10 protein-coding genes are annotated in these 13,185 nt (G+C 49.4%); 7 read left to right on the plus strand and 3 right to left on the minus strand.

Going from position 1 to position 13,185, the window contains the following annotated elements; all coding sequences use genetic code 11:
- Positions 1-14: 14 nt before the first annotated feature.
- Entirely contained in the window at positions 15-770 is a 756-nt protein-coding gene (locus DXB18_RS09605; RefSeq protein ID WP_118707474.1) for a hypothetical protein, read from the minus strand.
- A gap of 310 nt (positions 771-1,080) precedes the next feature.
- On the opposite strand from DXB18_RS09605, the gene DXB18_RS09610 reads away from it, so the two are divergent.
- The 6 genes from DXB18_RS09610 (at position 1,081) to pflA (ending at position 9,664) form a co-directional block, all read left to right on the plus strand.
- Positions 1,081-1,632, plus strand: a complete 552-nt coding sequence (locus DXB18_RS09610; RefSeq protein ID WP_347560878.1) for an HD domain-containing protein — start codon at positions 1,081-1,083, stop codon at positions 1,630-1,632.
- A 384-nt stretch (positions 1,633-2,016) separates the two neighbouring features.
- The gene (locus tag DXB18_RS09615; RefSeq protein WP_147355235.1) at positions 2,017-2,232 is read left to right on the plus strand and encodes a hypothetical protein; all 216 of its coding nucleotides are present in this window, start codon (positions 2,017-2,019) and stop codon (positions 2,230-2,232) included.
- Positions 2,233-2,243: 11 nt separating this feature from the next.
- Positions 2,244-3,143 (plus strand): hypothetical protein, encoded by a 900-nt coding sequence (locus DXB18_RS09620; RefSeq protein ID WP_118707476.1) that lies wholly within the window; start codon positions 2,244-2,246, stop codon positions 3,141-3,143.
- Positions 3,144-3,244: 101 nt separating this feature from the next.
- Positions 3,245-5,932, plus strand: coding sequence for a cation-translocating P-type ATPase (locus DXB18_RS09625; protein WP_118707478.1), 2,688 nt, complete (start codon positions 3,245-3,247; stop codon positions 5,930-5,932).
- Between the two features lie 477 nt (positions 5,933-6,409).
- On the plus strand, positions 6,410-8,662 hold the full coding sequence (pflB, locus tag DXB18_RS09630) for a formate C-acetyltransferase (protein WP_118707480.1): 2,253 nt from the start codon (positions 6,410-6,412) through the stop codon (positions 8,660-8,662).
- Positions 8,663-8,917: 255 nt separating this feature from the next.
- On the plus strand, positions 8,918-9,664 hold the full coding sequence (pflA, locus tag DXB18_RS09635; protein WP_118542377.1) for a pyruvate formate-lyase-activating protein: 747 nt from the start codon (positions 8,918-8,920) through the stop codon (positions 9,662-9,664).
- An 80-nt stretch (positions 9,665-9,744) separates the two neighbouring features.
- Here the strand turns inward: pflA and DXB18_RS09640 are convergent, their stop codons facing one another.
- Both DXB18_RS09640 and DXB18_RS09645 read right to left on the minus strand, forming a co-directional pair.
- Positions 9,745-10,641, minus strand: coding sequence for a LysR family transcriptional regulator (locus DXB18_RS09640; RefSeq protein WP_118707482.1), 897 nt, complete (start codon positions 10,639-10,641; stop codon positions 9,745-9,747).
- Positions 10,638-11,627, minus strand: coding sequence for a LysR family transcriptional regulator (locus DXB18_RS09645; protein WP_182430535.1), 990 nt, complete (start codon positions 11,625-11,627; stop codon positions 10,638-10,640). Before DXB18_RS09645 ends, DXB18_RS09640 begins: the two co-directional genes overlap by 4 nt.
- Positions 11,628-11,888: 261 nt before the next feature.
- Here DXB18_RS09645 and DXB18_RS09650 point away from each other — a divergent pair, with 261 nt between their 5' ends.
- Positions 11,889-13,184, plus strand: a complete 1,296-nt coding sequence (locus DXB18_RS09650; protein ID WP_182430536.1) for an SLC13 family permease — start codon at positions 11,889-11,891, stop codon at positions 13,182-13,184.
- The last annotated feature ends 1 nt before the right edge of the window (position 13,185 follow it).

Genomic DNA, 13,185 nt, shown 5'->3' on the forward strand with positions numbered 1-13,185 from the left:
ATCGTGCGATATTGTTATTGCACGGATACGGTGGCTGCGGTGTCAGTCCCCATATTCGTTTCGGCTGCCTGTGCGGTATCTTCCTCCTCCGGATCCACTGCGCCGCCTTCCAGGGTTTCGACACTGCCTTCCTTATGGGAAGTGAAGGTTCCCTGCACTTCATTGTCGGCTTTGTCGCGTGCGAAGACATGCAGTCCTGCAGGATCCATCTCGAACGAGAGGGTGTTGCTGGCGCGGTCTACGCTGAGCGGATTTATCCGCTCGCCTGCGGAATCCAGTGCATAGATGGAATCGAAGTTGATGCCAGACTGGCTGTCTGCAACGGTGATGGTCACAATGCCGTCCTGGATATCGGTGCTGGAAAATTCCGGCGGGTTGTCATCCAATACGTTGACGTGTTCGAAGACGGTAGCCGGCATGCCGTTTAAGTTCACGACAGAGGACTCGATGGAGCCGTTTTTGTAAACCGTTGCGGTGTAGGTGCGGCCTTTGCCCTTTTCCAGCTCCAACGGTTCGCCGTCCAGTGTCATGCTGACGGACTTGGTTGGGAAAAAGGATTTTACAGTCAGAACGACGTTGGTGGAAAGATAGTCGTTGGTGTCTTCTACGACAACTGCAAGTTTTGGCTTGGTTGTGAGACAGAAAAATAAAATGCTGTTAAATACAAGGAACGGAAGCACATAAAATAAGAGAATGTGCGGCCATTCGCTTTGTTTTTTCCTGCGGTAGCGGCGGTCACGCCGGGAAGCAGAAGTCTGATTTTGTTCCATAAAAAACTCCTTTTATCGCAAGGCAAAATGCCCGATGATCTGTCCAATAGCATAGCAGAAAAATGGCGGATTTACAAGATAACTTTTCTTACGATTCCTTTCGTTTCCCTTTTCAGCAAGCGGGGGAGTGTGATAGAATAGAAGCAGAATGGTGACTGTGGCGGCACGGAGTCGTTATGCAAAGGGAAAGATAATGCGGAAGTTTCGATCATTCCTTGCCGATAAGGTTCACTTTATGCCAAAGAGGAGACAATGCTGTCCGTGTGGTCGGTTCTTTTATAAGATTTATCACAGACAGAGGGATCAACATATGAACGGGGATAAAACGATGATTCAGAAAGCAGCGTTATTTGCAGCAAAGGCCCACGAGGGCATGATGCGGAAAGGAAGCCGGATTCCGTATATCTATCATCCGATGGAGGTGGCACTCATTGTGGCGCAGCTCACAGACGATCCGGAAGTCATTGCGGCGGCGTATCTTCACGATGTTCTGGAGGATACCAGTGTGACACCGGAAGAACTGGGCGCAGCATTTGGAAGTCGGGTGTTGTCGTTTGTACAGGCGGAGAGCGAGGACAAATCGCTGAGCTGGAAAGAGCGCAAGGCCAGTACGATCGCGCATTTGAAGCAGGCATCTTACGAAGTTAAAATCCTGACTCTGGGTGACAAACTCAGCAATATGCGCAGCACCGCCCGCGATTATATGGTGATCGGGGATGAAATCTGGCAGCGTTTCAATGAAAAGCACCGGGAGTCGCATCGCTGGTATCTGGACGGGATCCTGGATGGTTTGCAGGAACTGAAGGATTCTGCACAGTTTCAGGAACTGAAGCGTCTGTATCATATGGTATATGAAGCATAACGTGCATACGGAGCGGAACGTGCATACGGAGCATAAAGTGTATACGGATCGGAAATAGGATGCCATGTATAAGAATCATATTAAGAAATGAAAAACAGATAAGGAATACGAAGGATACAAAGCAAACGATACAAAGCAAACGATACAAAGCAAACGATACAAATCAAAGAATATAAATCAAAGGATATAAATCATAAGAAAGAAGGAATGTCGAATTTTGCGGCATTCCAAACTGCTTGCGGGCAGGAATACGCTTGACGTGTGTTCCTGCCCGAAGTACAATGTGCGTAAATGATGAGATGTTTCATCGGCGCAATCTGCCGTTTCCGGCATGCGCAAAACAGACCCGTCCAGTTCTTGGCGGGAATTTCCATAGAAAAAGTATTGAAAGACGATAAATCAGGCAGAAAACGAGGGAATGCAGGGGCAGGACTGATAGAAAACCGTGAAGAAAATCGAAAGCAAAAAACAGCGAAAAAAGGAAAACTGAGGAAACAGGAGAATAGTGGAAACAGAAGAACAGCGGAAACGGGGAGAGAGGAAACAGCAAAAAACGAAAAAACAAAACAGGGAAGAACAGAGAACGATAGTCAACAATAGGGGAATAATGTATGACAAAAGAAAATACGAAGACGATACAGACCGCACTCTGGGTTGCACTGGTCCTGGTCCAGATGGCAGTCGTAGACTGTCTTGAAGTGCATGCAAAACCAGTGCAGGAAGAACCAGCACAAGCAAGATCACTGCAGGCAGGAACAGCAGATTCCGAACCATCCGATGACACAAAGGTGCGCCGTGAGGTGCTGTATGAAGCAATCGAGGGAGAAGCAGCGTTGCCTTCGGTGATCGATGTCTCGATTCTGGCTGGCAATGAGGAAGAAGTTGTGCCATGTCAGGCGGTGGAACAGCTGGAAGAATCGCTTTACTGGCAGGATGATTTTTCTTTTCCGCTGATGTTTTATGAGTATGGGGCGGATGCGTATCAGATGGGAGATGTGGTGCTGGACGGGGAGAATTTGTCGGAGCTGGTCCGGCAGTATGGCGAAGAACTCTTGCAGGATATGGGTCTTTCTCCAGAGGACTATGAAGTGACAGAGTTAAGCTGGGCCGGTGAACCGTATGTGAATGAGGATGGGATCACGTGCCGTGATGCAGTGGGGCGTGGCAGCCGTCTCCTTAGGGATTACCGGGTGGTGTATGAAGGTTATGTAGATCCGCAAAGGTGGAAAGAACTGAAAGCTGCAGTGCAGGGAGAGGAACTGGAACTGGCGCCGGAAGTATCCGAGATGGAGACGGAAACGCTGGAAAAACCAACCGAAGTCCGCATAGAGACGGAAAAAGAAGTGGAAGCGGAACCTGAAACGAAACCGGAAAAATCCAGGCTTCGGGAATTTCTGGAGAAGGTGACAAAAATTCTTCTGATTGCAGTCGGAATCGGAGCGATCTTCTTTTTGGGGGGACTTTTGGTGCTGGCATTGCTGTGGGTGGTACGAAAAGTACGGGGAAAGTGACATGAATGCCGGACCCGGGCATAGGATAGAAAGTAAGGATGCTGCGGGTGCAGATTGCCAAAATGACCGTGGCCGGAAAATAAAAATGCGCGGGGCAAAACATGAAAGAATGGTATCGGATGACGGCAGAGGAAGTCTTGCGGGAAATGGAGAGCAGAAAAAGCGGACTTTCGCAGCAGCAGGCTGATGTGCGCTGTGGGCAGTTTGGGGAAAATGTGCTGCAGGAAGATTCCGGGGAAAAGGTCTGGCAGGTGTTTTTGAAGCAGTTTCAGGATCTTCTGGTCCTGATCCTGATCGCAGCGGCAGTCATTTCCGTGCTTTCCGGCAGTGGAGAAAGTGCGGCGGTTATTTTTGTTGTGCTCATCATGAATGCCTTGTTGGGGACGGTTCAGCATGAAAAGGCAAAAAAGTCACTGGAAAGCCTGAAAAAGCTGTCGGCGCCGACGGCACAGGTGATGCGGGATGGAAGTGCCAGGGAAATTCCGGCTTCGAAGGTGGTGCCGGGCGATATTGTCCTGCTGGATGCCGGAAGCATGGTAGCGGCAGATGGACGTCTGCTGGAATGTTATCATCTGCAGGTGAATGAAAGTTCGCTGACGGGGGAATCGCTGCCTGTGGAAAAACAGGCAGCACCGCTTCCGACCGGGCCGGGCACATCCTCCAAAAGGGCGGCAGAATGTGCGTCTGGACTTGCGAAAACAGAAAGAAAACCGGCAAAACATGTGGTTGGAGTTGCCCTGGGCGATCAGACCAACATGGTCTTTTCCGGTTCGCTGGTGACGGGCGGCCGCGGTATTTTTGTGGTGACGGCCACAGGCATGGAGACGGAACTTGGAAAAATCGCCCGCCTCATGAATACGGCAAAAGAAAAGAAAACACCACTGCAGGTTAGTCTGGATGCGTTCAGTACGCATCTTGCGGCGTTGATTTTTGCTATCTGTGTCCTGGTGTTTGGGCTGAGTCTGTACCGCGGAACGAATGTCCTGGAGGCGTTGATGTTTGCCGTGGCGCTCGCGGTCGCGGCCATCCCGGAGGCGCTTGGTTCCATTGTGACGATCGTACAGGCTATGGGGACGCAGCAGATGGCGAAAGAACATGCCATTATCAAAGATCTGAAAGCGGTGGAGAGTCTTGGATGTGTGTCTGTGATCTGTTCGGATAAGACTGGAACTTTGACACAGAACCGTATGACTGTGGAGCAAGTGTTTTCGGATGGCAGGATTCTGGTACCGGGAGAATTGAACGTGTATAATCCGGTTCACCGATATTTTTTGTACGCGGCCATCCTGGATAACGATGCCGTCATTCACGGAGATCTGTTTACAGGGGATCCGACGGAGGCGGCGCTTCTTTCCATGGCAATGCGGGCCGAGATCGCGCCGGATGCAGTGCGCAGTGAGATGCCGCGCCTTGGGGAACTTCCATTTGATTCGAAGCGGAAACGAATGAGCACGCTGCATGTTTGTGATGGTTCCCCTGTGCTGTTTACGAAAGGGGCACCGGAGGTTTTGCTGGAACGGGCAGATCAGGTCCTCACGAAAAATGGGGTAAGGGCGATGACATTAGAACAAAAAGAGCAGATCCGGCAGCAGAATGAAGCCTGGGCATCGCAGGGACTGCGGGTCCTGGCTATGGCATATCGCCCGCTGGAACCGATACAGGTCTGCAGCCTGGATTTGGAGGACTCCTGTATTTTTCTGGGAATGGCAGCTATGGCAGATCCGCCAAGACCAGAGTCCAGACCTGCTGTGCGGATGGCAAAAAGGGCGGGCATCCGTCCGGTGATGATCACAGGCGATTATCAGGTTACGGCGCTGGCTGTGGCCGGAAAGATTGGAATTCTGGAACCCGGGGACCTGGCTGTGACAGGACAGGAGCTGGAGCAGATGAATGATGCACAACTGGACCGGAAACTGGCTTCCATTTCCGTTTATGCGCGGGTTTCACCGGAACACAAGATCCGCATTGTGGAAGCGTGGCAGAGGCAGGGACGGATCGTGGCAATGACCGGGGACGGTGTGAACGATGCCCCTGCCCTGAAAAAAGCGGATATTGGTGTGGCAATGGGAATTATGGGGACGGAGGTATCGAAGGATGCAGCGTCCATGATCCTGACGGACGATAATTTTGCAACGATGATCCGAGCGGTGGCAAATGGGCGAAACGTGTACCGCAATATCCGCAATGCGATCCAGTTCCTGCTTTCTGGAAATATGGCGGGGATTCTCTGCGTGCTGTATACATCGGTTCTGGCTTTGCCGATGCCATTTGCACCGGTACATCTGTTGTTTATCAATCTGCTGACGGATTCGCTTCCGGCGATTGCAATCGGCATGGAACCCCAGGAGGAGGGACTTTTGGAACAGCCGCCGAGAAATCCGGAAGAAGGAATTCTGACAGTGCCTTTTTTGCTCCGTCTGTTTGTGCAGGGTATGCTGATCGCAGCCAGTACCATGACGGCATATCATATGGGAATGGAGACCGGGGGAACGGGGACCGCGAGTACCATGGCTTTTTCTGCATTGACACTGGCGCGATTGTTTCACGGATTTAACTGTCGCAGCAGCCATTCCGTTTTGCGTCTTGGACTTTGCAGCAATATGTGGAGCGTGATGGCATTTGAAACCGGTGTATTGCTGCTGGCGGCGGTATTGTTTTTGCCTGGGCTGCAGGTAATGTTTGCTGCAGCAGATTTAAGTTTGCGCCAGATCATCGCGGTTATTGTGTGCGCAGCCGTACCGATGGTCGTGATCCAGGCAGCAAAGCTGATCCGGGAAAGTCTGTTGTAGTTTGTAGGATTTTTTCAAAAAGAAGAGGGAAATAACACAGAAAAAAAGTCATTTATCCTGACAAAATGAATGATTGTATAAAAACAGATACTTGTCAGAAGTTGAGAAAAAAACGCATATATACTGCTTGCAATTTAAAAAAAATATGATATTCTATATGCAGGTCAGATGACTGGCCTGCTCTAGAATGAATCGTTATGAATTTAACAAATCATGACGGTATTAAAGAAACTGCAATGTATATAAGGAACGTTGTTTTGGACAAAATCCATAGAACTTGCAGCCGTAAGAATGCGGAAGCTTTGGCAAAGCAGCGGATGACGGAAAGACGATATGACTAATCATATATCAGGAAGTATTCTGGTTTGAGAAGTTATATTTTTTTCTGGCAAAAATGTATACAGTATGCAAAAACACAGACAATCGTTTCACACAGACTGTGTGAACACCGTACAATTTTAAGGAGGAAAACACCAAATGACGAACTTTGAGCAGTGGGATGGTTTTGATGGCCGCCTCTGGAAAGAGGAAGTAAACACCCGTGACTTTATTCAGAAGAACTATAAGCCGTATGATGGCGATGAGTCTTTCCTGGCTGGCCCGACTGAGGCTACTGACAAACTGTGGGGAATTCTGCAGGGTCTGCAGAAAGAGGAGCGCGCAAAAGGCGGCGTTCTGGATATGGATACCCATATCGTTTCCGGCATCACTTCCCATGGCCCGGGCTACATCAGCGAGGCTGATAAGGATTTAGAGCAGATCGTTGGTCTTCAGACCGATAAGCCGTTAAAGAGAGCATTCATGCCTTACGGCGGTATCAAGATGGCGGAGCAGGCTTGCCAGAACTATGGTTACGAGCCGGATCCAGAGCTGCACAAGATCTTCACCGAGTACTGCCGTACGCACAACCAGGGTGTATTCGACGCTTATACCCCTGAGATGAAGAAAGCACGTCACAACAAGATCATCACCGGACTTCCGGATACCTACGGCCGCGGACGTATCGTAGGCGACTACCGCCGTGTGGCTCTGTATGGTATCGATTTCCTGATCCAGGAGAAGCAGAATGACTTCGCAAACTGCGGCGATGGAACCATGGTTGATGAAGTAATCCGTCAGAGAGAAGAGCTGTCCATGCAGATCAAAGCTCTGAAAGACATGAAGGTTATGGCTCAGTCCTACGGCTACGATATCTCCCAGCCGGCTAAGACTGCAAAAGAGGCTGTTCAGTGGCTGTACTTCGGATACCTGTCCGCAGTTAAGACCCAGAACGGTGCCGCAATGAGTGTCGGCCGTATCTCCACCTTCCTTGATATTTATATTGAGCGTGACCTTGCAAACGGTGTACTCACCGAGGCTGAGGCACAGGAGCTGATCGACCATCTGGTAATGAAATTCCGTATGGTGAAATTCGCAAGAATCCCGTCCTACAACCAGCTGTTCTCCGGTGACCCGGTATGGGCTACCCTGGAAGTCGGCGGCATCGGCGTAGACGGTCGTTCCATGGTTACCAAGACCGACTACCGTTTCCTGCACACCTTAGAGAACATGGGACCGAGCCCGGAGCCGAACATGACGGTTCTTTACTCCTCCGCTCTTCCGATGAGCTTCAAGAAGTATGCAGCTCACATTTCCATCAACACCAGCTCTGTTCAGTACGAGAACGATGACGTGATGAAGCCGGTATGGGGCGATGACTACTCCATCTGCTGCTGCGTATCTGCTACCCAGACCGGTAAAGAGATGCAGTTCTTCGGCGCACGTGCAAACCTGGCTAAGTGCCTGCTGTATGCTATGAACGGCGGTCGCGACATGAAGAGCAGAGAGCAGGTTGGTCCGGAGTTAAGACCGATCACCTCTGAGTACCTTGATTATGATGAAGTGATCAAGAAATATGATGTTATGATGGACTGGCTGGCAGGTCTGTATGTCAACACCTTAAACCTGATCCAGTACATGCACGACAAGTACTTCTATGAGGCAGCTGAGATGGCTCTCATCGATACCGATGTACGCCGTACCTTCGCTACCGGTATCGCTGGATTCTCTCACGTTGTTGACTCCTTAAGTGCGATCAAGTACGCTAAGGTAAAAGCAATCCGTGATGAGGAAGGCATGATCATGGACTTCGAGACCGAGGGTGACTTCCCGCGTTACGGTAACGACGATGACCGTGCAGATGACATCGCTGTATGGCTGTTAAAGACCTTCCTTGAGAAGTTAAAGAAACGCCACACCTACAGAAATTCCGAGGCTACTACCTCCATCCTGACCATTACCTCCAACGTAGTATATGGTAAGGCAACCGGTAACATGCCAGACGGAAGAAGAGCAGGCGAGCCGTTATCTCCTGGTGCAAACCCGTCCTACGGTGCAGAGAAGAGCGGACTTCTTGCTTCCTTAAACTCTGTTGCAAAGCTTCCGTACGAGTGGGCTCTGGATGGTATCTCCAATACCCAGACCATCAACCCGGACGCACTGGGACACAGCGCAGAGGAGCGTATCGACAACCTGGTACAGGTTATGGACGGCTACTTCGATCAGGGCGCTCATCACTTAAACGTAAACGTATTCGGTACCGAGAAGCTGATCGATGCTATGGAGCATCCGGAGAAAGAGGAGTACGCAAACTTCACCATCCGTGTATCCGGCTATGCTGTTAAGTTCATCGACTTAACCAGAGAGCAGCAGATGGATGTAATCTCCAGAACCTGCCACGCCAGCATGTAAGGAATTGTGTAACAGCATATAAAAAAATAACATGTCAAAAATGCGTCACCGGCGTATTTGAAAACAGTAAAAGAAAAACACTCCGGTGGGGAACGAAAATTTCCCCATATCGGAGTGTTTTCACTTTTTAGGAGATACTATATAATATAGAAAAATAAGACAACAATTCCACCAATTACGCTGCCAGGTGTGCCTGCGTGAACCGTGGTGAGAAGCGTGGAGTTGGTTGAATAAATGAAAATAGGAGGAGAGTTCATGGAAGAGAACAAAGCACTTGTGGGTCACGTGCATTCCCTGGAAACCTTTGGTCTGGTAGACGGACCGGGTGTCCGCACCGTGGTATTTTTGCAGGGCTGCAGAATGCGCTGCCGTTACTGCCATAACCCGGAGACCTGGAGCATGTCCGGCGGTGAAGAATGGACCGCAAAGGATCTGTTCAACCGGGTGTACCGCTACCGCACATACTGGAAAAACAACGGCGGCATTACCGTGAGCGGCGGAGAACCACTTTTACAGATTGACTTTCTGCTGGAATTTTTTAAGCTGGCGAAGGCAAAAGGCATCCACACCACACTGGACACGGCTGGAAATCCATTTACCAGAGAAGAGCCGTTTTTCAGCAAATTCCAGGAGCTGATGAAGGTGACAGACCTGGTGATGCTGGACTTTAAGGAGATGGACAGCGTCCGCCATAAAGAACTGACCGGCTGCGACAATGACAACATTTTGGATCTGGCAAAGTATCTTTCGGATACTGGAAAGGATATGTGGATCCGCCATGTGCTGGTGCCGGGACTGACGGACCAGGAGGATGATCTGAAAGCGATGCGCGGGATGTTAGAGGAATTAAAGACTGTGAAAAAGGTAGAGATTCTGCCATATCACAGCTTGGGGCTGTTTAAATGGCAGAACCTGGGAATTCCGTACACGCTGGAAGGCGTACCGGCACCGACGAAGGAAGAAGTGGTGCGGGCCGAGAAGATTCTGGGGATTGTCAGATAACCGGCTGACAGGTCATCCGGTTGTTGACCGGAAGAGCAGTTAAGCGGATAATCCGCTGTTGGGCCAGCAGGAGTAATCTGCTACAGTTCCTGGTATCGTTCTTCCAACAGTTTCCGTATGCAGGGGTAGAGTGGGTTCAGCGCCTGCTCTTCTTTCCAGACAAGCAGCCCTTTTACAAAAAATGGTTCCGGCAGAGGAATATGGAGCAGGTCTGCTTCTATTATATGAAACAGACTTTCCGGAAGAATGCTAAGTCCCTCTTTTTCGCAGCAGAGGCGTGCGGCTTCCTGATACGTGCTGGTTTTGACGATGTTTGGGCAGTCAGCCAGCCCGGTTTGTTCCATGGCTTGTTGCTGCAGGGATGGGAAAAGGGAAAAATTTTCTTTCATAAAAACGCGGTCATACTTCCAGGAGCCTTTGGATTTCATTCTTTCGATTAGATCCATTTGCTGATACCGGGAGCGGGATGCGGCGAGAAGATAGGAATCCTGGTGAAAGATCTGCTGAATGCAGGGCTTGGAAAACATGGTCCGGGTATTTACGATAAGCAGGTCAACGACATCATTTTCCAGAAATTGCCAGGCATTTTCACAGTCTCCGGCTGTGAGTGTAAGCCGCGCCTGCGGATAAAGTTTTAGGACTTTCGACCAGATGTCTTTCAGGAACATGTTTCGCATGGTGTATTCAATATAGATACGGACATTTTGCAGAGCAGTCTGCTTCAGGGAGGTTAAAGCATCCTGAAGCTCCTGCTCTGTTTTTGCAATCTGCTTTGCGGTCTCCAGCACGATTTTTCCGCGTTCAGTTGGAAGAATAGCAGATTTGGAACGCGCAAAGACCGGAAAACCAAGTTTTTCTTCAAAGATTTTCAGCTGTTGGGAAAGTGCTGGCTGGGAAAGCAGGCAGCGCGCTGACGCGCGGCTGATGTTCTGTTCTTCTTCAATGGCCAGAAGGTATTCGTAAATTCTGGAATTCATAAGCAGTCTTCTCCATATTCTCTCAGAATTTGTCTGGTGTTTTCATCCGGGCATAAAAACGCAGAATTTGCCTGGTGCAGGCGTCGGTATTCCAGATAAATAAAAAATTTTTCCATTGGGGTCAGAACATGCCCTTTGCGAAAGGCAAATCCTTCGAAAAGAGTGGGCATACCTGGAAGTGAAAAATAATGGAGCTGTGGAAGACCAAAAGCGCTTGCTTCATCCAGAAAACCGGCATAGCTTCCTTCTGCAAGCAGATGTTCGTTTGTCAGGCGATTCGAAGTTTTGAGCTGAATATTGAACTTCAGATGATTCTGTTCCAGAAAACGGCTGACGCGTTCCCCGATTACGGTTCCGATATCTGGGAGAATAAACGGGGCATCTTCCATGGCAGAAAGCTCTGAAACGGATAAGGCAGCAGGCGCGGTGGCAGTACCTCCTTTGTCATAGAGCGGGTGAAAACTGGGAATGCCAAGCAGGATCTGTTTCTGTTCAAGAGAGAAAAACAGGTAGTCGTATTTTCTTTGAAGTTCGCAGTCATCGATCATCAGAAGAATAAAATCCAGCTGATGGGCGAGAAGCTTTTCATGCAGAGAGGCAGATCCCTCGTTTGTCACCGAAACCTGAATGTATGGATACTGCTCCAGAAGATACGGATAAATATAGGCAAGCGCAGCGCCTCCACGGATGGGCGGAATCCCGAAACGTACTTCGTTTGGAGAATCCTGTTCCAGAAGAGCCAGCTTTTGATGAAGCTGGGATTGCAGCAGCTGGATCTTGCGTGCGCTTTTCAGATAAATCTGTCCGGCCTGGGTCAGGGTATAGCAGCCGGAAGAGGTGAGAAAAAGGCGGATCCCGGTTTCTTCCTCCAGATTTTTCAAGTAGCGGCTCAGCACGGACTGTGAGACATGAAGCGTCCGCGCAGCGTGGGAAAGTGTTTTATTTTCAGCGATGGCAATGAAGTAATCGTAGTGGAGTGTGTTCACGAGTCTCCTCCTGAAAAGCATCTGAGTTGCTGTCAGAAATACGGTGGAGACAGTAATTCCGCGTATGGACAGAGATGCTATGCTTTTTTCTTATAGTATTATGTTTAGTATATATTAGAAAATCCGAAGATTCAAGCGTATGATGGAACTATAAGAGGTGCTGGGTACGCATGTGTAAACAGTAACCTGTTGGAATCAGGCCTGGATTCAAAATCATTACGATGCAGTTTTCTTATGGTACAAAGGAGGAGGCAACAAAAAATGAACACACAACTGATCATTACCCTGGCGGTGCTGGTATTCATGGCAGTATCGTTTATGGTGAGAAAAATATCATTCGGTCTGACTGGCATGATCTGCATGCTCGCACTGGCAGTGACCGGAGTCATAGATTTAAACACGGCGTTTTCCGGTTTTTCCAATAAAACCACAATTCTGGTTGCAACTATGATGCTGGTAGCTGGTTGTATCGGAAAGACAAGTCTGGTAAGCGTAATCCGCAAGCGGATGTCTTCCATTCAGGAGAAAAGCGGAATTTTCCTGCTTTTGGCGATTCTTGGTTTCACCATTTTATTGACCCAGCTGATCGGTATGACTGCCCTGATGTCTGTCATGCTGATGTTAGTCGTTACACTGGATGATGACAGTGATCTGGCACAGTCCAGAATTTATTTCCTGATCGCAGCGGTCAATGCAGCCTGGTTCGGACGTTTTCCGATCGGTATGGGTGCAACCCTGCCGATGATCCATAACTCTTACTATGAGGGGCTGGTAGCAGAGCATCCGGAATTCCTGCTTGGTGTATTTGACTATATGAAAGTGGGACTGATCCCGTCCATCGTGTTGACGATCTACTGCCTGTTTGCATGGAAGCTGATTCCAAAGACAAAGATGGACGTGAATGCGATGCAGCACACCAACAAAGATACAAAGGCCTCCCAGCTGACAAAACGTCAGGAGCAGATTGTCTGGGGCGTATTTGGAGTCATCATGCTGGCATTTGTATTTTCTACCCAGCTTGGAAATCTGGTTTATCTGCTTCCGATCGCAGGCTGCATTATCCTGGTGCTGACCGGTGTTGTTTCCAGTCAGGAAGCTTCCTGCACACTTGCCGGTGACATGGTATTCTGCGTAGCGGGTGTTCTGGTTGTTTCTTCAGCGCTGAACTCTTCCGGTGCAGGTCAGCTGATCGGTGATTTTGTGCTGAAGCTTTTGGGAAGCAATCCGTCCAGCACCCTGGTTATTACGGTGTTCTGTGTTGTTACCGTGATTATGACTACGTTCTTAAGCAACAATGGAACCATTGCGATCATGACACCGATCGCAGTTTCGACGGCACTGGCCGGGGGCATGAATCCAAAGGCAATTGTTTTGGTTGTATTCGGTGCATCCTGCCTGGCGATTGCATTCCCAACCGGATGCGCCGGAGCGATGATGGCATTCTCCATTGGAAATCATAACCCGATGAAGCTGCTTCGGTTTACGCTGCCGTTTTTGATCTTGGGATCTGTTTCCCTGATCATTTCCGCAAGTATTTTTTTCCCGGTTTACAGTTAAG

It is taken from the genome of Clostridium sp. OM02-18AC, from assembly GCF_003481825.1.
Lineage (GTDB): Bacteria > Bacillota > Clostridia > Lachnospirales > Lachnospiraceae > Brotaphodocola.

Bases quoted from the DNA above. Each gene is read 5' to 3' on its own strand.
- DXB18_RS09640 (WP_118707482.1), bottom strand. From the start codon at position 10,641: ATGAATTCCAGAATTTACGAATACCTTCTGGCCATTGAAGAAGAACAG.
- DXB18_RS09650 (WP_182430536.1), top strand. From the start codon at position 11,889: ATGAACACACAACTGATCATTACCCTGGCGGTGCTGGTATTCATGGCA.
- DXB18_RS09625 (WP_118707478.1), top strand. From the start codon at position 3,245: ATGAAAGAATGGTATCGGATGACGGCAGAGGAAGTCTTGCGGGAAATG.
- pflB (WP_118707480.1), top strand. From the start codon at position 6,410: ATGACGAACTTTGAGCAGTGGGATGGTTTTGATGGCCGCCTCTGGAAA.
- DXB18_RS09610 (WP_347560878.1), top strand. From the start codon at position 1,081: ATGAACGGGGATAAAACGATGATTCAGAAAGCAGCGTTATTTGCAGCA.
- pflA (WP_118542377.1), top strand. From the start codon at position 8,918: ATGGAAGAGAACAAAGCACTTGTGGGTCACGTGCATTCCCTGGAAACC.
- DXB18_RS09620 (WP_118707476.1), top strand. From the start codon at position 2,244: ATGACAAAAGAAAATACGAAGACGATACAGACCGCACTCTGGGTTGCA.
- DXB18_RS09605 (WP_118707474.1), bottom strand. From the start codon at position 770: ATGGAACAAAATCAGACTTCTGCTTCCCGGCGTGACCGCCGCTACCGC.